The following is an 18837-nucleotide window of genomic DNA, read 5'->3' as shown; positions in this document are numbered from 1 at the left end:
ATCACTGCCCTATTAATTGATTGATACGTTCTTGCGCCCAAGACTTCTTTCGTTCTCTTCTAAGCGCTTCAAAGCGCGCCCGCGCCAGCACCACACCACCAGCAAAACAGTAAAATGCCAGTACGTTAATCAGCAGTGGCAGCCACATTTCAGGCAACATTTTTGGTGGTTCGGTTAACGTAAACGTCGCCGTTTGATGCAGACTGTTAAACCACTCAACCGAGAATTTAATAATTGGCAAATTAACCGAACCAACAATCGCCAACACTGCGGTTGCTTTATCGGCAACTTTGACGTCATCTAGCGCCATATTTAGCACCCAGATGCCAACGTATAAAAAGAACATGGCTGCGGTAGAGAAAATCCGAGGATCGGTAATCAAGCCCATAGTGCCCCACGTAGGCAACCCCCATATACCGCCAGTGGCTAATGCCAATGCCGAGAACAGCATGCCGACTAGAACAATCTGGCGGGCGAATACTATGGTCATTTTTATTTTCCAGACTAGGAAAACAATACCCATAATCGCCATACCCATGTACAGCGACTGGGCGATAATTGCCGAAGGCACATGGAAGTATATAATGCGAGCAGAGTTGCCTTGCTCATGAAAGTCATAGGGTGCAAACGCGAGGCCCCAAATAGAGCCCACCGCGATACCAACCAGCCCTATCACTAATAAGCTGTTTTGCCAGCCAGGACCAATCTCAACGAACCAGCGCGGCGAGCCCCACTTATGAAACCAAACTTTAAACCGTTGCCACATTTCTCTACTCCGCAACTATTTTTAATGCAAATGCTGTCACCGCTGGCATGAATACGACTGCCACCAAAGCCAACACCAAGGTGAATAACAATGGCGCAAGATAGGGCAAGCCAGCGGCAGCATACCGCACCGAGCTAATTGCAAAAATTAACGTCGGGATATAAAGGGGTAAAACTAACAAAGGGGTAAGCAAACCACCCTTGCCGATCTGACTGGTAAGCGCTGCACCCAGGCTACCAATGGCCAGAATCGTCAATGAGCCGAACCACACCGACAATACCAAAATAAATACCGCAATGCCCGACATACCATACGCCCACGCCAATATTGGGGCAAACAAGGCTGCCAGCCATCCTATTTTTACCCAATGCCCTAAAATTTTTAACAGCACAAACAAACTGGGCAGAACAGCACCAACAAGTACCTGATCAACGAAACCATCACGAATATCAGCATAGAACATACTATCCAGGCTTAGCATAAGCGCCAGCAATAGAATGACCCACAAGACGCCAGGCGCTAATTCTGCCGCTAATCCAGATTGCGCCGGTATCGCCACGGCAAACACCACGGCAACCATAAAAAAGAACAATAGCGGGTTTAGCCAATCTTGTGGCGTGCGCACCACCAAAGCCGCCTCACGCTTGATTAATAACGCAATCATACGTCGAGCTCCAAGGTTCTGTGTGCCATTCCTTCAAGATTTTGGTGGCTAGTTAACAATACAGCGCCACCTTGCCGAGCATGGTCGCTAATGCGCTGGCTCAGTTTCTGCGTTGAAGCTTTATCTAGCGAGGTAAAGGGTTCATCTAACAACCAAATTCTTGGCGCATCCAAGCAATACAGCCTGCTTAGCGCCACCTTGCGGGTTTGGCCTGCCGATAGCCTACCTGATAACTGGTAACGCCAGGCATGCAACCCCACTTGCGCTAAAGCAAATTCGACTTGCTCATCCGTTGTTTGCATGCCATCCAATAACAGTAACAACCGCAGACTCTCGGCCACAGTGATGGCACCGTTTAGCCCCGGTGAGTGACCAACGTAGCAGCGGCTATCAGAGTGCCAAGTAATATCACCGGTGAGGGTTTGGTTTAAGCCAAGCAACCCTCGCAACAAGGTTGACTTGCCACTTCCATTCGGTCCAACTAGGTGCACAACCTCACCACCAGACAACGAAAAACTGAGCGGTTTAAATAATTCTAACTCATCGCGTTCAGCAACAATGGCGTCGGCCGACAACAACATATACTCATTCCACACGTAATCTGGGCGGCAATGCTACCCTAAGTTAAGGGCGGCGGCTAATGTAGCGTATGACAACTATGGTAAACAAAGCCGAACAACTAATACAGGCACTCAACCTAATCCAACCCAGGGTGCAACAAAATACTGGCACCCCAGTTTTGGATACGGTTGCGACCATTAAGCAGAGCATTGCTCAGCATGGTCTTTTATCAGTGCTGATCCAAGACAGCAGTGCGATGGCAGACAAGTCATTTCGCAGCACGCTGCTGGTACTGCCTTCGCCTAACAAACACCCAGACTTACCCGCCGGCAGCATCATTGAGGCCAAGCTAAACACGGCTTTACCGCGCGGCGCGGTTTTGATGATACAAGCCGACAAAGGCCAGCTCGTTATTCAGGCACCTAAAGACACGGCCAGCAAAACACAACAAATACAGGTGGCCATTCAGTATTTGACCAATCAGCTAACCAATCAAGCGCCTGAAAAGCCGGTCATTATTCGCCAGATTAATCAACTAATCCAGCAGCTACCGACACCGACCAAGGATGCACTGGTGCAGGTGCTCACCGGCCAATCCAAGCCAACAACCAGTGCCGATGTAAGCAAGCCAAAACAGGCCCAGACCAACCCACCTGCGCCAGCACTGCAGCAGGTACGCCAGCAAACGAGCTTATTAGCTGGATTTACTCAGGCGAGCAAACCAAGCTTGCAACTGCCAACACAGCAAGCAAGCAATACCGCACCACTTAGCCAACTAGCGTCGGTATTACAATGGCTGCAAAGCAACACCAGCGAAGCGAAAACCAATAATTTATTGCCCCAATTACTTGCTCACATAGCCAAACAAACGCCAGACTTACTGCAAATGCAAGCCGCCAGCATGGCTATGCATAAACCCGCAACGAGCGGCGGCCAGCCACTGCTCAATTTTCTTGCCGACACGCCAGAAAGTCGACTACCGCAGCTACTCAACGGTTTATTGCAACACCAAACGGTGGCCCAGTTGCAACATGCAGCAGTGAACTTGCAAACCGATTCTCCCCTTACCAATCATTGGCTGCCGTTTTTTCACAATCAAACATTAAAAGCCGTCGAGTATGACATTGAAGCCAGTGAAGCAACACAGGCGAGCGAACGTACTTGGCGGGTCAAGGTGTACTTTACTCTGCCACCCCTAGCAGCGATTTGTGCCGAACTAAGGTTTAATGCCAGTAGTCTTGCCTTAACCTTGTGGAGTGAAACACCACAAACCTTAAAGTTGTTGCAAGCACATACAGAAACCTTGCAAGCCTTACTCAACAATCATGTGCAATGCCAGCCAGTCGCCTGCCAATATGGCATGCCACCGAAGAAGAAAAAGCCTGACAACCCACAACAGCAAGTGGACATTAAAGCATGAGTGAAAAAGCAGTCGCGCTAAAATATTCTGAAAGAAAAAGCCCTACAGTGCTCGCCACGGGCGTCGATGATGAGGCGATCGAGATGGTACGTTTAGCACACGAGCTAGCGATCCCATTATTTGAAAACGAAGAACTGGCTGCTTTGTTGTGTGCTAGTCATACCCACGATCAAATGCCACCCTGGTTAGAACCTGTGCTTACCGATGTACTTGCGTTTGCATTATGGCTGCAAGGCGAAGCAGCCAACCCAATGTACCCAGGCGAAAAAGATATCTCTAATTAATCGAGCGAGCGAAGTTGGACTGCAACCAATGACAAATGGCAGCCTCCTGCTCAGCCTTTGCGGCCACCAGAACTTGACTATTGTGTTTGCCCAACCGTTCAGCCAAGTCGTATTGGTCGATCTCACAAGCCTGATGGACATAGCATGAAACCGGCGCACGCGTTACTTTGGGCGCACTCTCGCGCTTTGCTTGGCGAAAGAACTCAGGCACAACTCGCTGACGGCCTGGCTGAAAGCCAGCAAATAGAGCCAGTAGTCGTTTAAATCGGCGCTTTGGCGTTGGCGTGAAGTACGGGTGTTGCCATAGCACCACACCAGCTAGGTTTGGTACCGTTGCCGATAATAAGTAGTGCTGCCACAACACACCACCAACCCCCTTGCCTAATAGAAAAATAGGCAATGCTTGATAGCGTTGCACGGCTTTCACCACCAAGGCGAGATCGCCCTGAGTGGCCTCTGTTAGGGAATACCGAGTTTTGCGTGAGATTTGTGGCCAACTATCACCATACCCATGCAGGTTACAGGTCCAAACGTTAAAGCCATTTTGGCAAAGCCTTTGCACTAGCCCCTGCTGCTGATCGCCAAAAACAGCCGCGTTATTGGTCAAATCGTGCACCAATACCACATCCGCTTTTGGCTGCTCACCATGGTAGCGCCAAATGGATAGTTGCCCACCGATACGATTAGGCACAATAAAGTGCTCGGCGCTCTTTAATGCTGATGTGCCTGGCGGCTGACTTTCATTTATCGTCAAACTCAAATCTCGCTCTATGATCACAAAGGCTAAGCGTATCTGGCGCTGTTAGACTAGCAATTCACCTTGCATAACAACGACAGCCTCTCCTTGCAGAATAACCCGATCACCAGAAACTCGGCAACTCACTTCCCCACCGCGTTCAGATAACTGCTGGGCAAGTAAATCAGTGCGCCCTAATCTTTCTGCCCAAAACGGCGCTAGCATACAGTGCGCCGAGCCCGTTACAGGGTCTTCTGACACCCCAAGTGCCGGCGCAAAAAAGCGCGAGACAAAATCACAATCATCCCCTTCACCAGTAATACAAAGGGTTTGCTCAGGCAGCTTGGCTAATGCCGCTAAGTTTGGCTGCGCATGCTCAACGGCTGCTTGCGTGGGCATAAGCACCAACCAATCTCGACCACTAAAGCCCTGAACAATCCCGTTATGAGCACTGGCAAACTCACTAATTGGTTCGGGTATCTGTGCGGCTGCAATGGGTTTGGCAGGAAAATCGAGCTGAATGAGTGAACGAGCGTTATTGACGATTAGCTCACCAGATAAGCAGTCAAAAATGAGCTCTCCACTAACGCCAAGCAAGTCACTTAGCACCTTTGCTGCCGCCAACGTCGCATGGCCGCACAGTTTTACCTCGGCAGTTGGCGTGAACCAACGAATAGACCAACGCAATCCATGATTTTGCACAAAGGCAGTTTCAGACAAGTTATGTTCGCGGGCAATGTCTTGCATACGCGCTGGGTGAATGGGGTGATCTAACACATAAACCACCGCTGGATTGCCGGCAAATGCATGGCTTGTGAACGCATCAACTTGATAAAACTTCATTTTGGCTATCCCATTCGTGCAACAGTGTCATGCAAATAAATTAATTACAACACGTGTTGCATTTGATTAAATTAAACGAAACACAGAATAGTACGGAGCATAACATGGCAACGATTGAAATGACGCAAGCAACGTTCGAACAGACGATTGCTGACAACGACATTGTTATTATTGATTTCTGGGCGGAGTGGTGTGGCCCTTGTAAAAGTTTTGCACCTATTTTTGAAGCCGCTTCAGAAAAACACCCAGACATCACCTTCGCCAAAGTGAATACTGAAGTGGAGCAGCAACTGTCAGCCGAGTTTGGTATCCGATCGATTCCAACGACAGCCGTATTTCGCGATGGCATTGGCGTATTTATGCAGCCTGGCATGTTGCCACCACAAGGCATGGAGCAACTGATTGAGCAGGTGCGCGGCCTAGATATGGCACAAGTCAAAGCGGAAATGGCTAAGCAGCAGTAAGCTTTACCTCTGTATGCATTTCATACAGACACAATACAGAACGGCGCGTACAATCGCGCCGTTTTTGTTTATTTTTGGTCACTGTATGAAGCCGCAAGTTGTTTTATCAAATGTATCCTTGATGCGTGCTCAGCAAAGCGTGCTAGAGCAGATCAATTTGCAGCTTAGTGAACGGCGCATTGGCATTATTGGTTATAACGGGTCAGGTAAAAGCAGCATCTTGCGTCTGTTGTGCGGCTTAATGCAACCAGATAGCGGCACCATAACCGTTGGCGAACACTGCACGTCAATTGGCGCTAAGAAGCTTTGTCGAACCATTGGCTTAATTTTTCAAAACCCCGACCATCAACTTATCTTCCCTACCGTTATTGAAGAACTCAGCTTTGGCTTGCGCAATATTGGCTACAGCAAAGCCGAGGCAATCATGGCGAGTGAAACCATACTGGCCGACTACCAACGCAGCCATTGGCGCGATAAACCTGTGGCGTCATTGTCGGAAGGGCAAAAACAATTATTGTGTATTCTTTCTATCTTATTGATGCAGCCAAGCACCTTGTTATTCGATGAGCCTTACTCTGCCCTAGATTACCCAACGCGCCAGCAACTGGCTAAGGTCATTGCCAACCTCGACCAGCAAGTCATTATGGTAAGCCATGAACCACACACATTTGCCGAGTTTGAGCGGGTTATTTGGCTAGCCGACGGCAAGGTTCAGATGGATGGACAGCCAACAGAGGTGATTCGCGCTTATGAAGCCAATGCCGAGCAAAGAAACCACCTATGATCAGCTTATACCTCGCAACCCCTACTTGGCTTCATCGCATAAGAGTGAGCTATAAGTTACTCGCCCTTGCCCTAATTAGCCTGGTACTTATTCCGCTGAACTCATTGTGGTTATGGGGTGCTGGGCTGGTACTTACGTTTGTGCTGTACGGGACATTAGGTGGCGAAGCATTAAAACAATTAATCAGCTTTCGACCTATTTTGTGGTCATTGTTAATACTATTGGTTCTGCAATGGTGGCTTGCTGGCTGGCATGCTGGTGTTTTGCTTGTACTAAGAATGAGCACGCTGATCTTATTGGCTAATGCCATCACCCTAACCTCGTCGATGGACGATATTACCGAGGTGATGCTGTGGTTACTGCAGCCATTAAAAAAGCTAGGCTTGGCCACCGAGCTGATCGCCTTTGCCATGTCGTTATGCATTCGTTTTATTCCATTGCTCATCGCCATTTTGGATCATCTAATTGATGCTTGGAAAGCGCGTGGTGGTGGCAAACAGTACTGGTTAGTGATCGCTCCCATGATCATTCAATCTTTGGTTTTTTCGCAACATGTCGCCGATGCGATCAACGCGCGTGGCGGCATACCTAAACAATAAATGTAAGGAATCCTTATGAAGGCTTTACAGTTTAAAACGCTGGACATCGTTCAAATTGCTCTGTTTGCTGCCATTATGGCGGCGTTAGGCCTGATACCAAAAATCGATATTACCGCCACGCTTCCCATCACGGCACAGTCGATGGGGGTGATGCTGGCAGGCATAATCATTGGTAAACGCAATGGCTTTTTTGCCATCTTGGTGTTCACCTTGCTGATGCTGGCTGGTTTGCCGCTATTGGCCGGCGGTCGTGGCGGATTAGGTTTATTAGCAGGTGGTTCAGCAGGCTTTATTATTGGCTACCCTATCGCAGCCTTTGCCACTGGCTGGTTTTATGAAAAATTCTCTGGGTTAGCCAATCAATTCGCGACATTTTTAGCATCGGTGCTAGGCGGCATTGTTGTGTTATACGCCATTGGCATCCCAGGCATGATTCTCAACACTGGCATGGAGCCCTTAGCGGCAACCCTATTTATGGCGCCGTTTATTCCGGGTGACCTAATCAAAGCTGTACTGACCACCATTATTGTGGCGGCGATTGCCCGTGGTTTACCGGAACAGTTCAACCGTGCTTGAGCGCATTCGTTGCCATGCCAAGACGCGCTGTGTCCACAACGGCCAGCCTGGCATGGCGCCGCTGCTGCAGGCTTTTTTTAAGCGCTTGGCAGCGGGTCGGCCAGCCGTTATCTTTCCTAGTGACTGGCCACAAAGTAGGCGGGTCATTCCCGATACGAGTGCTTTGCCCGCCGATACCTTTTATGTGGGGTTCACCTCGGGCTCAACCGGGGAACCAAAAGCGTTTTATCGCAACCATCAAAGCTGGCTAGCGAGTTTTGCTGCACTGGGAAAAGCGCCACAAACCATTGTCACCACGGGTGATTTATCACACTCGCTGCATTTGTTTGCTGGCGTTTATGCCTGTCATTATGGCTGTCATTTTACTAGCATGGATCACTTTAGCTTATCCTTGCTGCAGCCAGCGCTTGGCAACTGTGACTGGGTATTCACCACACCAGCTCAACTGCGAGCACTTTGTCAGCGCCATGCAACTTACACGAATGTAAAAAAGATTTGGGTCAGTGGTGCCGCTTTGTTAGCCGATGATGTCACCCTCGCTAAGGCACATTTTCCTTCTGCCGACATTTGCCAGTTTTATGGTGCCTCAGAAACCAGTTTTATTGCCATTAGCGACCGCCAAACGCCACCCGGCAGTGTTGGTAAACCAGCGGCGATCGGCGTTGATATAAAGTTTGATGACCAGCAACGCATTTGGGTACGCAGCCCGATGACATTCTCTGGCTACCTATTGCCTGAGCACCTACCAGCAAGCGAATGGGTCACCGTTGATGATGTTGGCTATCTAGATGAGCAAGGGTATTTGTTTGTCAACGGCCGCCATCAGCGCATGATTAATACAGCTGGGCTAAACATTTATCCAGAAGAGGTAGAACGCGAGCTGAGAAGTCTTGCAGGTATTCGTGATGCCGTGATTGTCGGCTTGCCCTGTCCGCTGCGTGGCGAAAAACTCGCGGGTGCTTTCATCGCAGACAGCCAAATGGATATTGACTGGCTTAAAACCGAGTTAGCTCGGCGACTGGGTAAAACGCGTGTGCCAAAAACCTTGCGACAATTGCCCGCTCTGCCGCACAATCGAGCTGGTAAAATCGACTTAGGAGCTGTCCGTGAGCTGTTATCTAATCGGCGCTGAGCGCAGCCTAATAGCGCCAGCTAACGGTCTGCACAAACAGGCAAGCCTAGCCGACCTAACGCGCCCACTGCTGCAGTCACTGGCTGCACTTGGGCGACCCGAGCAAATAATCCTCGGCAATGCCCTAGGAGCGGGCGGCAACCCAGCCAGATATTGCGCGCTGGATGCAGGCCTATGTGTTCCCAGCAGTACCATCGACACGCAGTGCTGCAGTGGCTTGGATAGCATGATTCAAGCGATTGCCACCATTAATGCTGGGCAAGCTGATTTAGTCTTCGCTGGTGGTGTTGAGTCTTACTCACAGCGGCCAAAACGCCTGGCGCGAACCCAGAATGGCGACTATCAAGCTTACCTGCGCCCTGCTTTTTCGCCCAATGACGACGTTGACATGAGCGAGGCGGCGGCAGCCTTAGCCAACGCACGAGGCATTACTCGCCAAGCCCAACATGAGTTTGCCAAGCAGTCTCATAACAAAGCTGCTAAGCACCCAGACCCTGCTCAGCGCACCTTGACCGATAGGTTATTGGCGCGCCTACCTGTGATTGTCGGCGATAATGATTATGGCCTCACATCGGCAAGTATTGCTCTAGAAGCCGATGGTGCAGCCATCGTCGCCCTAGCCAGTGAACGCTATTTACAGCGCACCAACAGCAAGCCATTGGCCAAAGTCATTGCTAGCCAGCAAGCAACAGGCAGCGCTAAGCAACCGGCCTTGGTGCCGATAGAATGTGTTAAGCAGCTGCTCGCCAAGCAGGGACTTAGGGTACAGCAAATCGACCATTGGCAAATAATGGAAGCCTATGCTGTGCAGGCTATGGTGACCATCGCCGACTTAGGAATTGACCCGAGTCGGGTAAACGAACGTGGTGGTGCACTGGCCAGAGGCCATGCCATTGCAGCATCGGGTACGGTATTAGCGGTAGAAGCTTGTCGAATCGGTCAGCCAGGCGATTTAACCGTTTGCACCATCGCCGCCGGTGGTGGCTTGGCCAGTGCCTTGTTACTAGAAATATGTTGAGGCTCCATTTAGGGTAGCTTTCCAGGTTTAATCGCTATAAAACTGGCTAAACTCACTGAGGGCGATACGGCTTGTTGCTGTTGAATTGACCGGGTGGTCACTGGCATACCCCAGCGCAATGCCACAAAATGTTTGCTGATTATCCGGCAGTGCTAGCTGCTGTTTGATCACATGGTCCAGTGGCGCTAGCGCACCAATGGCACAGGTTGCCAAGCCCTGTTCGGTTGCCAGCAGCATAATACTTTGAATAAAGGCACCTAAGTCCACCCAGCTACCCGCTGCTAGTTGTTTGTCTATGGTGACAATTATGCCAACTGGGGCGCCATGAAAGGCATAGTTGCGCAACTGTTGTGCTAAGCGCTGGTGTTTATCTAGCCGGTCTATCGCCAGTGAAGCATATAGCGCCTTGGCCGCCCCCATCACGCGTTTTTTATAGGGCGCGCTTAATGGCTCGGGGTAATATTGATAAGTTGGCTGAAAATCCTGCTGGCGTGCGGCAACTTGTAGGCGTTCAACTAAACTTGATAAAGCGGTATCACTGAGCACATGGCAAAAACCTGGCTGAATATTGCCACCAGAGGGGGCCAAGCGCGCGGTGGCTAATATCTGTTCAATGGTTGCTCGGGCGACAGGTTGATCAGTGAAGCTTCGAATGGAACGGCGACGATTTAACGCTTGCGACACACTTATCATAACTAGCCTAAAAGTGGTTAAACAGCGTAAGCCTACCAAACATTAGCATTGGCAGATATCACACAGTGATCGATTTTTACGGTAAGATATATCCGTAAGCGTACATAAGTGAAGGTTATGGCTCTAGATCAAGTGCAAATACAGTTTAATCCAGAAAGTCTATTGTTATTGAATGCACTGCTTGCCTTCATGATGTTTGGCGCTGCACTGTCGATTAAACCAAAAGATTTTAAATATGTGTTGCTCGCACCAAAAGCGCCGCTGATTGGCTTGTTCTGTCAGTTTGTTTTGTTACCGGCGCTTACTTGGCTGCTTATTCAGCCATTAAACATTTCTCCGTCACTGGCGCTAGGTATGATCCTTGTTGCAGCCTGCCCGGGGGGTAGTTTTTCTAACATTATGACCTGGTTAAGTCGTGGCAGTTTGGCAACTTCGGTCAGTATGACGGCCATATCATCGGCTGCTGCCATGGTAATGACCCCGCTTAACTTTGCTTTTTACGCGAGTTTGTCTGCCGATACTCGTGAGCTGGTTGCCAACATTGCCGTATCACCTTTGCAAATGGCGACTTTGGTTGCCTTGGTGCTTGGTGCACCCTTATTACTGGGCATGCTGTTTGCGCATTACCGAGCCGATATCGCCAGCAAACTAGAGAAGATCATGCGCACTGTGTCGTTGGTGATTTTCTTGGGTTTTGTGGCCATTGCTTTTGGCAATAACGGTAGTTTATTCATCGAGCACGCACCTAAGTTTGCCGCTTTGGTAATTGGCCATAATCTTTTGGCGATTACTATTGGTTGGAGTGCCGGCTGGCTGGCGCGCCTGCCAGCCAGTGAACGCCGCGCCATCACTTTAGAAGTGGGCATTCAGAACTCTGGGTTGGCACTCATTCTGCTCTTCACGTTCTACCCAACCGTTGGTGGCATGATGCTCATTGCTGCCTTTTGGGGTGTATGGCATCTTGTCAGTGGGCTGACTTTGGCTTGGATTTGGGGCAAACGCCCACCACTGGTTCAGCCTAACTAGCCTGATAGCTTTTGCTGTAACCAGATAGCATTCGACTGCATATCTGGATAAGGTAAGTCTTCTGGCTGGATCACATCCACAACGGTGAGCGTGAGTGGTTTGGTGCGCTGCCAACGGAACATTAATAACTGCGCCAAAGACCGCACAATAGGGTGGATGCGGTGCAACAGTTGTCGCATGGGTGAGTGACCGGCGTCGATATGCACCAGCACGACGGGTTGCCCACTTGCTTGCATCATTCGCACGACACCAGTGCGCCACTGCGGGTCGACGGCTTGCGACCAAAATGGTGAAGCGATACTCAGCCCCCCAGCTGGCGTAATGACCACGCGCCCTCCGTTAGCCAGTACCTGCTGAGCTGGCGCGATGGGTGATTTGCGAGATTTAATTTGCCGATTATTGTTCAGTGTTACCGTTAAGAATGTTTGCCTAAGTGGCTCAAACACGTTTAAAAAATCGCGCGCAACCACCTTGGTTTTGTGCCCTGATCGACTAGCAAGCACTGCCAGTGCAATGCCATCCCACAAACCGTGCGGATGATTTCCGGCAATAATACAAGCATCCAAACCAGAAAGTTGTTCTTCACCAACAACGTTCAATTTAACCTTTCTGTCGGTAAACAATGTTTTGAGCATTTCATGCTGACTGTTTGTTTTGTTCTGGCATTGCCAGGCGTATTTATTTGCCCAGGCAACACCAGTTAGGGTAAACACGCTGCGGCGCAGCCATGATGGCCAATTTTCTAGCATTAACTTGCCCGTTTTTGTTGGCGCCGTGCGTAGCTCTGGCGCAGCGCGGCAGAGGTCATTGTTGTCAGAATATTTTCTGCTTTGCGAAGCTTATTTGGCAGCGCCTTGTCAGAGATCTCGATGCCTGGCTCGTAGATGATGACTTTACTGCCTTCAACGGCAATACAGTAGGTACGATGATTCTGAAAGAACTGCTTTAATTCATCGGAAAACAAGGGCTGAACCGCCTTTGGCGAGCGCGACATTAACCGAAATAAGCGTGAGAATGCCGAGGCATCGGCGAGCGGCATATCATAGGCTTTCAACGGCTTACCTGGACGGGTAATGGCGTACTCGGGGCGCAGCTCAAAATCCGGCAGCAGGGCGCGACCAGTATCAAAATAAAAGATGGTTTGGGCATGCGGTGTGCGGGTTGTGCCTAGTCTTAGCAGTTGTTTGTGCTGCATGACCGTTACCCGATATGGGTACTGGTCGAGCGATAACAAATGGGTTAAGTGCTCAGGTTTTGCATGGCGCAGCAGGTTAAAGCGGCCAAGGGCGCGAATCAAAGCCGCTGGAGCTTTCGGGTAGTACTGCATGCCATTTTGGCGCGCATAGCGCTGCCATTTACGCTGATAGCGATGTTTGCGCTCCAGCCGAAGGACTAACCATAACAACAACAGACCCGCAACGATCAGCAACGCCCAGACCATACTTTTTTCCTTTTATTGTTCTACTTGCCAGTGAATGTCCTCACCGGCTTTAATTGGCACCACCACTTCACTGCCAAATGGCAGCTCAGCCGCGACGGGCCATGGTTTTTTCACTAGCGTGATGGTATCAGAGTTGCGCGGCAATCCATAAAAATCTGGTCCGTGCAACGAGGCAAACCCTTCCAACTTGTCAAGTGCATTGGCTTGTTCAAACACTTCGGCATACAGCTCGATGGCTGCATGGGCGGTATAAGCCCCAGCACAACCACAGCTAGTTTCTTTTTTGCCTTTAGCATGCGGCGCTGAATCTGTTCCGAGGAAGAAGCGCTCACTGCCAGACGTTGCCGCAGCAACTAAGGCTTGTTGGTGCAGGTTACGCTTGAGAATTGGTAAGCAGTAGTAGTGTGGGCGAATGCCACCGGCGAGCATATGGTTACGGTTATACAGCAAGTGATGCGCAGTAATGGTAGCCGCTAGATTGTTGGCTTGGGCATTGACAAAATCAACTGAATCTTTCGTGGTAATGTGCTCGAGCACAATTTTAAGATTCGGGAAGGTCTTCACCACATCGGCGAGGAACTTATCTAGGAAGGCTTTTTCGCGGTCAAAAATATCAATCTCAGCGTCGGTCACTTCCCCGTGTACCAGAAGCAGCAGGCCTTCTTCCTGCATTGCCTCGAGTACGTGATAAATTTTCTTTACATCGCGCACACCAGATTCACTATTGGTGGTGGCCCCTGCCGGGTACAATTTGCACGCCTTCACCAGCCCTGCTGCTTTGGCTGCTCTAATGTCGTCGGGCGTGGTTTTTTCGGTCAGATAAAGGGTCATTAACGGCACAAACCCGGGTCTTGGATTCGCTGCCATAATTCTCTCGTAATACGCCTGCGCATCGCTGGCATTCACCACTGGTGGTACCAGGTTGGGCATCACAATGGTGCGCCCCATGTAGCGGCTTGCATCTGGGACCGTATTGCGCAGCACATCCCCATCACGTAAGTGAATATGCCAGTCGTCTGGGCGAACTATCGTAAGCGTTTCCATAATACCTCTCTAAGCGTTGTCATCGGCTGGCAACACAGCAGCCAAACGCCCGTTATCATACCCTAATCGCCCCACGACCGCCGCTTTTCTTTGCACGCCAACTTGTGGGCAAAGCATAAATAAGTCGCCATTAACACCGGTTAGCGTGCGCTGCACACCCGCCGCTTTAGCGATTTTGGCATTGGCAGCCATATGCTGAACTTCACCGTGCGTTGGTACCAACAAATGAGGCTGCACCCACTGATACATTAACTCAAGCTCATCACTGGCTGGATGACCTGAGGCATGAATTGGTTTACCGGCATTATCATCATCTACGACCTGCACCCCTAATGCCCGCAGCTGGTTTTGTACCCGCGCAATGCTTTCTTCATTGCCAGGGATTGCCCGCGAACTAAAGATCACTTTATCGCCGCTGGTTAAATCAAACTCACGGAACATGCCCGCAGCCATGCGCGCCAACGCAGCTCTGGGTTCGCCTTGGCTGCCGGTGGCAATGACCATTAAATGGCGCTCAGGGATATAGCCCATCTCGTTAGGATGGACAAAGTTAGGCAAGTCCTGCGGCCAATAGTCGAGGCGCTTAGCTAAGCGCACCATGGTTTGCAATGAGCGACCAAGCAGAACAACATCACGCTGACAGTCGCGCGCGACGCCAAGCAGGGTGTGCAAGCGGGCTAGGTTGCTAGCAAAACAGGTCACCACTACCCTGCCCTGGCAGCCAACCACCTGATCATACAGTCCCTCATATAGGGCTCCTTCACTAATTGAGTGGCCGGCTTGGTTGGCATTAGTTGAATCGCACACCATGGCATCCACGCCTTGCAAGTTTTTGTACCATTTTGGGTCAACAGGCCAGCCAACAACGGGGTCTGGGTCGAGTTTCCAATCTGCCGTGTGAAACACGTTGCCAGCCGGCGTTTGAATGAGCAAACCATAGGGCTCAGGGATTGAGTGGGTTAGGTTTACCCATTGCAAACTAAAATCGCCGAGGACCAAGGGGCGGCTGGTATCAACAATTCGCAAATCAATTTTGTCGAGTAACAGGGCTTCTGCCATCTTGCGCTCGATGACCGCCCCAGCAAATGGCGTTGCATAAATAGGTACTTGCAACATGGACCACAAATAAGGCAATGCGCCAAGGTGGTCTTCATGCGCATGGGTAATGACGATACCGGTGAGCTGCTCACGCCGTGAAGCAATAAAGCTAGGATCTGGCATTTGCACATCGGGCTCGCCCGGCAATTTACTAAATGTGATACCACAATCAACCATCAGCCAATGATTGTTGTAGCCATACAGGTTGAGATTCATCCCTATCTCACCCGTGCCGCCTAGCGGCAAAAAATAAAGCTGTTCGGGGTGTAATTCCATCAATTCATTCTCATGTAGCCTTGCCAACGATCATACATTATCTAATCGATACGTGCTGAATCAGTCAGGCTATTACCAACACAGGAAGATGTAATCTTTTAGCAATTGACGCCGCCACAAATTTGCCGATAATGCGCCTACCTAACCATTTGGTAATCTTTTGGAGAATCAATGAAACGCCTGATCGCCTTGTTACTGCTGTTTGCTAGCACACCTAGTTTTGCTAGTGAAACGAGCCATGCATTAACCGACCTAACGACAAGCTGGGTTGGCATAAGCGCATTAATTATTTTTGGCTTAGCTTATTGTTTGGTTATTTTTGAGGAGCAAATTCATCTGCGTAAATCTAAGCCGGTGTTATTGGCTGCAGGCTTGATTTGGATTTTGATCGCCATTGCATATTTGGGCAGCGACGACAATCATACCGTTGAAGCCGCCATTCGCCACAACTTCCTTGAATACGCTGAGCTGTTCTTTTTCTTGTTGGTTGCCATGACTTACATTAACGCTCTGATTGAGCGTAATGTGTTCAACGCCCTGCGCGACTGGCTAGTTAAAACTGGATTTAGCTACCGCCAATTATTCTGGTTAACGGGTGTGTTGGCGTTTTTCATATCACCTGTCGCCGATAACCTAACCACTGCCTTGATCATGTGTGCCGTGGTATTGGCTGTTGGCAAGGGCAAACCTCAGTTTGTTGCCACTGCCTGTGTCAATATTGTCGTAGCGGCCAATGCTGGTGGTGCATTTAGCCCCTTTGGTGACATCACAACATTAATGGTATGGCAAAAAGGCATCATCGAGTTTAGCGGTTTTTTCGCCTTATTTGTGCCAGCCGTGGTGAACTTTTTGGTACCCGCTGCGGTAATGCATTTCGCGATACCAACCGGTAAGCCAAACAACTCAGAGCAAGCATCGACGATTGTGCGCCCTGGTGGTTATACAATCGTATTCTTGTTCTTGGCGACCATTATTACCGCGGTAAGCTTCCACAACTTCCTGCATATTCCACCGGTTTACGGCATGATGTTAGGCCTTGCTTATTTAAAATTGTTTGGTTACTGGCTGCGCCGCCGTGCCCAGCATTGGCACTCTGGCAGTGAACACCCGCCAGGGACAGACTCTCATGCAGGTTTTGATATCTTTAACAAAATCGCCAAAGCAGAATGGGATACCTTATTCTTTTTCTACGGTGTCATTATGGCCGTAGGGGGCCTTGGATTTATTGGCTATCTGGCTGCGGCTTCAGAATTTTTCTACGGTCAACTTGGGGCCACAACGGCCAATGTGTTAGTTGGCATTATGTCGGCCATTGTCGACAACATTCCGGTCATGTTTGCCGTGCTTACCATGCAGCCGGATATGGATCATGTGCAATGGCTATTGGTTACGCTGACCGCCGGTGTTGGGGGTAGTTTATTGTCAATTGGTTCAGCCGCAGGGGTTGCGCTGATGGGTCAAGCCCGCGGTCAATACACCTTTTTTAGCCACCTAAAGTGGACCCCAGTGATTGCATTGGGTTATGGTGCCAGCATTATTGTTCACTTTTTAATCAATGGATAATTATTCTATCCAAAGACAAAAAAGGGCTGCAGTGCAGCCCTTTTTTGGTTCAATCGATGCTTAGGCGAACGATGCTTTCGACGCATCATACTCTTCGGTTAATGCTGTAATAGCCGATTCGTCATACGCTCGCAAGCCACTCAACAGCATATGCTTTGAGCCGCGGCCGATGACCTCATCGCCAGACAAGATATCAAAGTTCAGGTACATGTCACCGCGTTTGCCATTTACATCAAACTGGTGCTGGCTAGGGCGCAGGCTGATCTCGCCGCTGGCGCTACCGTTTAGTTCAATTTCCATGCTCTGATACATTACCATTGGCCTAGCTGGGTTAATCATTACCCCAGCTTGGCGCATCACTGGCACTAAAATATGCGGGTACGTAGTGCCGGAAAACGAGACATAAGCCAGAATCAATTGCTTGATAAACTCAGCTGACTGAATAGATGGGCCAGCGATCGCGGCACTGGTCATCACTTTCTCACCATGTAACACCGACATTTGGTCGGTGTCGCGCTGCAAAGTCAGCTGCATCTCATCATTCACCATGCCGCTAAACTGAAACTTCATGCTTTCATTGGCACCAAACTCAGTCAGTAGAATGGCAAACAATAAATCACCTGGCACAACAAAACGCTTGGCATCGGCGTCGTGCAATGGATTAAAATCACCGGCAACAGACTTGGCAAATTGACTACCCTGCTCACGACTAATCTGCAGACCTGCTGGCGAGACACTGTAAAAATTGGAAATATGCATTTAGGAATCCCCCATTAATGCCTACCAGTCTACCAATCGACTAGCGAGCGATTAACGGGGTTTTAGGAATAAGACCCACAACCAAACGATGGGTCAAAACAATGCCAGGTGATTACTTGATTAGCTTGATAGATAACGGATATGACCAATACTCGCCTTGATTGGCTTTAAGCGCACCGATAATGGCAAAAATGACGCCCAATAGGCCTACGATGGCAAGTGTTAGAAAACCGATCAGTACAACCATCAAAATCACGCTGATAATTGAGTAGATGGTCGCTGAGATGATCCAGTTGACAATGTTTTTGCCATGCTGGTCAATTTCAGGAAAGTCATTCTTGTTAGCAATCCACATAATGATTGGCACAATAAAGCCACCAAGTGGAATAACAAAACCAGCAAACTGGCTCAGGTGCATTAAAACCAAGTAGGCATTCATATCCATGCCCCAAGGACGAATTTGTTGCGACATAACCGCTCCTTTCTAAGATCATTAAGAGTCGTTAATGTCGCAGAGCCTGACCATCTTGGCAACTAGATTCAATCGCTAAATCAAGGGTATACACAGAGCTAGCATGACAAAGGGAACTAGAATCGCACCAACCCAAACAAGTGAGCGAGCCGTGCTGAGGTTAGCCAGATACAAAACGTGGTAAATCACTCGCAACACCACATGAGCCACCGCAAGCCCTTGTACCAGAGCTGAATCCTGCCCTACTGCGATGGCAACCACGACCGCCGGTGCAAATACAGCCAACGATTCAAATGCATTTTGATGGCCGGCCAACGCTCGCGCACCAAAACCTGTCAGTGCAGTTTGTTGAGCTCTTGGATGATTGTTGTCATATCCACCTAGCGCCGCCATTGCCTTCATTAACGGCACCTTGGCTAGGTAAGGTAGAAACGCCGCAACCATCAAGCAAACAATCAATACCGTCATGAGTGTACCTCTTAGATTCTAATAGCCCTCAATACGCTGTAATGGTGATTAATAGATCATCTGACTTAGCCTGCACCTAGCACTTTTATATGCTTACAACGACTTGGGCAATCACTAGATTGTCAACTACAGTTAATGAAAACAGTTAAG

General features: G+C 49.5%; 23 protein-coding genes. 10 read left to right on the top strand and 13 right to left on the bottom strand.

The annotated features are described in order from the left end of the window. Position 1 precedes the first annotated feature (1 nt). Genes ccsA through ccmA form a run of 3 tightly spaced genes read right to left on the bottom strand, consistent with a single transcriptional unit; the run spans position 2 to position 2011 of the window. Positions 2-766 (bottom strand): cytochrome c biogenesis protein, encoded by a 765-nt coding sequence (gene ccsA / locus DUW71_RS12425; protein WP_119395580.1) that lies wholly within the window; start codon positions 764-766, stop codon positions 2-4. A gap of 4 nt (positions 767-770) precedes the next feature. Further along, the gene (locus tag DUW71_RS12420) at positions 771-1430 is read right to left on the bottom strand and encodes a heme exporter protein CcmB (protein WP_119395579.1); all 660 of its coding nucleotides are present in this window, start codon (positions 1428-1430) and stop codon (positions 771-773) included. Beyond that, positions 1427-2011: a heme ABC exporter ATP-binding protein CcmA gene (gene ccmA / locus DUW71_RS12415; protein ID WP_119395578.1), complete on the bottom strand. Its 585-nt coding sequence runs from the start codon at positions 2009-2011 to the stop codon at positions 1427-1429. Before ccmA ends, DUW71_RS12420 begins: the two co-directional genes overlap by 4 nt. Positions 2012-2079: 68 nt before the next feature. Between ccmA and fliK the strand changes: the two genes are divergently transcribed. Both fliK and DUW71_RS12405 read left to right on the top strand, forming a co-directional pair. Beyond that, complete coding sequence (gene fliK / locus DUW71_RS12410; RefSeq protein ID WP_119395577.1) at positions 2080-3411, top strand: flagellar hook-length control protein FliK; 1332 nt, start codon at positions 2080-2082, stop codon at positions 3409-3411. Beyond that, positions 3408-3695 carry an EscU/YscU/HrcU family type III secretion system export apparatus switch protein gene (locus tag DUW71_RS12405; protein ID WP_119395576.1) on the top strand — a complete coding sequence of 96 codons (288 nt, stop codon included), beginning with the start codon at positions 3408-3410 and terminating at the stop codon, positions 3693-3695. Before fliK ends, DUW71_RS12405 begins: the two co-directional genes overlap by 4 nt. Here DUW71_RS12405 and DUW71_RS12400 read toward each other — a convergent pair. Then, positions 3688-4455, bottom strand: a complete 768-nt coding sequence (locus tag DUW71_RS12400; protein ID WP_158584051.1) for an alpha/beta hydrolase — start codon at positions 4453-4455, stop codon at positions 3688-3690. The two genes, DUW71_RS12405 and DUW71_RS12400, sit on opposite strands and share 8 nt — an antisense overlap. 42 nt (positions 4456-4497) lie before the next feature. Continuing rightward, positions 4498-5274: a PhzF family phenazine biosynthesis protein gene (locus DUW71_RS12395; protein WP_119395574.1), complete on the bottom strand. Its 777-nt coding sequence runs from the start codon at positions 5272-5274 to the stop codon at positions 4498-4500. Positions 5275-5327: 53 nt separating this feature from the next. Here DUW71_RS12395 and trxA point away from each other — a divergent pair, with 53 nt between their 5' ends. From trxA to DUW71_RS12365, 6 genes are all read left to right on the top strand, one after another. Further along, positions 5328-5738, top strand: a complete 411-nt coding sequence (trxA, locus tag DUW71_RS12390; RefSeq protein WP_267896667.1) for a thioredoxin — start codon at positions 5328-5330, stop codon at positions 5736-5738. A gap of 85 nt (positions 5739-5823) precedes the next feature. Beyond that, the gene (locus DUW71_RS12385) at positions 5824-6522 is read left to right on the top strand and encodes an energy-coupling factor ABC transporter ATP-binding protein (protein ID WP_119395572.1); all 699 of its coding nucleotides are present in this window, start codon (positions 5824-5826) and stop codon (positions 6520-6522) included. Further along, positions 6519-7121 (top strand): energy-coupling factor transporter transmembrane component T family protein, encoded by a 603-nt coding sequence (locus DUW71_RS12380; protein ID WP_119395571.1) that lies wholly within the window; start codon positions 6519-6521, stop codon positions 7119-7121. Before DUW71_RS12385 ends, DUW71_RS12380 begins: the two co-directional genes overlap by 4 nt. Positions 7122-7136: 15 nt before the next feature. Then, positions 7137-7697, top strand: coding sequence for a biotin transporter BioY (locus DUW71_RS12375; protein WP_233546126.1), 561 nt, complete (start codon positions 7137-7139; stop codon positions 7695-7697). Further along, entirely contained in the window at positions 7690-8829 is a 1140-nt protein-coding gene (locus tag DUW71_RS12370) for an AMP-binding protein (RefSeq protein WP_119395569.1), read from the top strand. Before DUW71_RS12375 ends, DUW71_RS12370 begins: the two co-directional genes overlap by 8 nt. Further along, positions 8804-9847 (top strand): thiolase family protein, encoded by a 1044-nt coding sequence (locus tag DUW71_RS12365; protein WP_119395568.1) that lies wholly within the window; start codon positions 8804-8806, stop codon positions 9845-9847. The genes DUW71_RS12370 and DUW71_RS12365 overlap by 26 nt, the downstream gene beginning before the upstream one ends. A 27-nt stretch (positions 9848-9874) precedes the next feature. Here the strand turns inward: DUW71_RS12365 and DUW71_RS12360 are convergent, their stop codons facing one another. Beyond that, positions 9875-10540, bottom strand: coding sequence for a nitroreductase (locus DUW71_RS12360; protein ID WP_119395567.1), 666 nt, complete (start codon positions 10538-10540; stop codon positions 9875-9877). 117 nt (positions 10541-10657) lie between these two features. On the opposite strand from DUW71_RS12360, the gene DUW71_RS12355 reads away from it, so the two are divergent. Beyond that, positions 10658-11566 (top strand): bile acid:sodium symporter family protein, encoded by a 909-nt coding sequence (locus tag DUW71_RS12355; protein WP_119395566.1) that lies wholly within the window; start codon positions 10658-10660, stop codon positions 11564-11566. Here the strand turns inward: DUW71_RS12355 and DUW71_RS12350 are convergent. The 4 genes from DUW71_RS12350 to DUW71_RS12335 are packed head-to-tail and all read right to left on the bottom strand — an operon-like array spanning position 11563 to position 15425. Further along, entirely contained in the window at positions 11563-12315 is a 753-nt protein-coding gene (locus DUW71_RS12350) for a 1-acyl-sn-glycerol-3-phosphate acyltransferase (RefSeq protein WP_119395565.1), read from the bottom strand. The two genes, DUW71_RS12355 and DUW71_RS12350, sit on opposite strands and share 4 nt — an antisense overlap. Next, entirely contained in the window at positions 12315-13007 is a 693-nt protein-coding gene (locus tag DUW71_RS12345) for a hypothetical protein (RefSeq protein WP_119395564.1), read from the bottom strand. The genes DUW71_RS12350 and DUW71_RS12345 overlap by 1 nt, the downstream gene beginning before the upstream one ends. A gap of 12 nt (positions 13008-13019) precedes the next feature. Next, entirely contained in the window at positions 13020-14051 is a 1032-nt protein-coding gene (gene pyrC / locus DUW71_RS12340) for a dihydroorotase (protein ID WP_119395563.1), read from the bottom strand. Positions 14052-14060: 9 nt separating this feature from the next. After that, positions 14061-15425 (bottom strand): ribonuclease J, encoded by a 1365-nt coding sequence (locus tag DUW71_RS12335; protein ID WP_119395562.1) that lies wholly within the window; start codon positions 15423-15425, stop codon positions 14061-14063. A 171-nt stretch (positions 15426-15596) separates the two neighbouring features. Here DUW71_RS12335 and nhaD point away from each other — a divergent pair, with 171 nt between their 5' ends. Then, a complete protein-coding gene (gene nhaD, locus DUW71_RS12330; RefSeq protein WP_119395561.1) occupies positions 15597-16988 on the top strand; it encodes a sodium:proton antiporter NhaD in 1392 nt (463 codons plus the stop codon). Between the two features lie 60 nt (positions 16989-17048). On the opposite strand, the gene DUW71_RS12325 is transcribed toward nhaD, so the two are convergent. The 3 genes from DUW71_RS12325 to DUW71_RS12315 all read right to left on the bottom strand — a co-directional run bounded on the left by DUW71_RS12325 (position 17049) and on the right by DUW71_RS12315 (position 18687). Then, a complete protein-coding gene (locus DUW71_RS12325) occupies positions 17049-17747 on the bottom strand; it encodes a DUF3581 family protein (protein ID WP_119395560.1) in 699 nt (232 codons plus the stop codon). Between the two features lie 112 nt (positions 17748-17859). Beyond that, the gene (locus DUW71_RS12320) at positions 17860-18219 is read right to left on the bottom strand and encodes a DUF4870 domain-containing protein (protein ID WP_119395559.1); all 360 of its coding nucleotides are present in this window, start codon (positions 18217-18219) and stop codon (positions 17860-17862) included. A 75-nt stretch (positions 18220-18294) separates the two neighbouring features. Next, positions 18295-18687, bottom strand: a complete 393-nt coding sequence (locus DUW71_RS12315) for an MAPEG family protein (RefSeq protein WP_119395558.1) — start codon at positions 18685-18687, stop codon at positions 18295-18297. Positions 18688-18837 lie beyond the last annotated feature (150 nt).

This window comes from Salinibius halmophilus (assembly GCF_003577475.1).
In the GTDB taxonomy this organism is placed as follows: Bacteria; Pseudomonadota; Gammaproteobacteria; order Pseudomonadales; family Natronospirillaceae; genus Salinibius; species Salinibius halmophilus.
The sequence above is the reverse complement of the archived record's forward strand: the minus strand, read 5'-3'. Positions and strand labels throughout refer to the sequence as shown.

Bases quoted from the DNA above. Each gene is read 5' to 3' on its own strand.
- ccsA (WP_119395580.1), bottom strand. From the start codon at position 766: ATGTGGCAACGGTTTAAAGTTTGGTTTCATAAGTGGGGCTCGCCGCGC.
- DUW71_RS12420 (WP_119395579.1), bottom strand. From the start codon at position 1,430: ATGATTGCGTTATTAATCAAGCGTGAGGCGGCTTTGGTGGTGCGCACG.
- ccmA (WP_119395578.1), bottom strand. From the start codon at position 2,011: ATGTTGTTGTCGGCCGACGCCATTGTTGCTGAACGCGATGAGTTAGAA.
- fliK (WP_119395577.1), top strand. From the start codon at position 2,080: ATGACAACTATGGTAAACAAAGCCGAACAACTAATACAGGCACTCAAC.
- DUW71_RS12405 (WP_119395576.1), top strand. From the start codon at position 3,408: ATGAGTGAAAAAGCAGTCGCGCTAAAATATTCTGAAAGAAAAAGCCCT.
- DUW71_RS12395 (WP_119395574.1), bottom strand. From the start codon at position 5,274: ATGAAGTTTTATCAAGTTGATGCGTTCACAAGCCATGCATTTGCCGGC.
- DUW71_RS12385 (WP_119395572.1), top strand. From the start codon at position 5,824: ATGAAGCCGCAAGTTGTTTTATCAAATGTATCCTTGATGCGTGCTCAG.
- DUW71_RS12380 (WP_119395571.1), top strand. From the start codon at position 6,519: ATGATCAGCTTATACCTCGCAACCCCTACTTGGCTTCATCGCATAAGA.
- DUW71_RS12375 (WP_233546126.1), top strand. From the start codon at position 7,137: ATGAAGGCTTTACAGTTTAAAACGCTGGACATCGTTCAAATTGCTCTG.
- DUW71_RS12360 (WP_119395567.1), bottom strand. From the start codon at position 10,540: ATGATAAGTGTGTCGCAAGCGTTAAATCGTCGCCGTTCCATTCGAAGC.
- DUW71_RS12355 (WP_119395566.1), top strand. From the start codon at position 10,658: ATGGCTCTAGATCAAGTGCAAATACAGTTTAATCCAGAAAGTCTATTG.
- DUW71_RS12350 (WP_119395565.1), bottom strand. From the start codon at position 12,315: ATGCTAGAAAATTGGCCATCATGGCTGCGCCGCAGCGTGTTTACCCTA.
- DUW71_RS12345 (WP_119395564.1), bottom strand. From the start codon at position 13,007: ATGGTCTGGGCGTTGCTGATCGTTGCGGGTCTGTTGTTGTTATGGTTA.
- pyrC (WP_119395563.1), bottom strand. From the start codon at position 14,051: ATGGAAACGCTTACGATAGTTCGCCCAGACGACTGGCATATTCACTTA.
- DUW71_RS12335 (WP_119395562.1), bottom strand. From the start codon at position 15,425: ATGGAATTACACCCCGAACAGCTTTATTTTTTGCCGCTAGGCGGCACG.
- nhaD (WP_119395561.1), top strand. From the start codon at position 15,597: ATGAAACGCCTGATCGCCTTGTTACTGCTGTTTGCTAGCACACCTAGT.
- DUW71_RS12325 (WP_119395560.1), bottom strand. From the start codon at position 17,747: ATGCATATTTCCAATTTTTACAGTGTCTCGCCAGCAGGTCTGCAGATT.
- DUW71_RS12320 (WP_119395559.1), bottom strand. From the start codon at position 18,219: ATGTCGCAACAAATTCGTCCTTGGGGCATGGATATGAATGCCTACTTG.
- DUW71_RS12315 (WP_119395558.1), bottom strand. From the start codon at position 18,687: ATGACGGTATTGATTGTTTGCTTGATGGTTGCGGCGTTTCTACCTTAC.